2 protein-coding genes are annotated in these 441 nt (G+C 44.2%); both read right to left on the reverse strand.

All coding sequences use genetic code 11. The features are described 5' to 3' along the window. The coding region (locus FN960_RS23480) for a helix-turn-helix domain-containing protein (protein ID WP_221936826.1) at positions 1 to 181 on the reverse strand (181 nt) is incomplete at its 3' end. Next, the coding region (locus tag FN960_RS23485; RefSeq protein ID WP_221936827.1) for a type II toxin-antitoxin system RelE/ParE family toxin at positions 171 to 441 on the reverse strand (271 nt) is incomplete at its 5' end. The genes FN960_RS23485 and FN960_RS23480, both read right to left, overlap by 11 nt.

Genomic DNA, 441 nt, shown 5'->3' on the forward strand with positions numbered 1-441 from the left:
GTTGGCTAACTCCCATGCGTGCTGCAATCTCGGTGCTGGTTAATCCGGCTCTCTTCTTCATTTCAATGAGGACTGCACGGAGTTCTTCTTCCTGCGTGGCTTCATCGTAAGCCTTTTTAACGTCAGGATTAGCAAGTGCTTTTGCTTTGACTTCAGAAAACTTGATACCTTTAACAGCCATCTTTCAGTTCCTCCCATCTTGACGTCGCCAGAGCAATTTCGGCCTTCGGAGTCTTAGGGGTCTTCTTAATAAACGTTCTTAAAATATAGATCTTTCGACCTTTAGCGTAAGCAAAAAATGTTCTTGAAATGTCTTTTCTTCCTACACGCAACTCAAACAAACCATCCTGGATAATGCCTGTATCTGGATAGCGGAGTTCCGGCCCTTTCGCTTCCAGCTTTTCTAGTCCCTTAAGTACCTTTGCTTGCATAATAGGTTCG

Origin of the sequence: Alkalicoccobacillus porphyridii (genome assembly GCF_007293315.1) — a bacterium.
GTDB lineage: Bacteria > Bacillota > Bacilli > Bacillales > Bacillaceae_D > Alkalicoccobacillus > Alkalicoccobacillus porphyridii.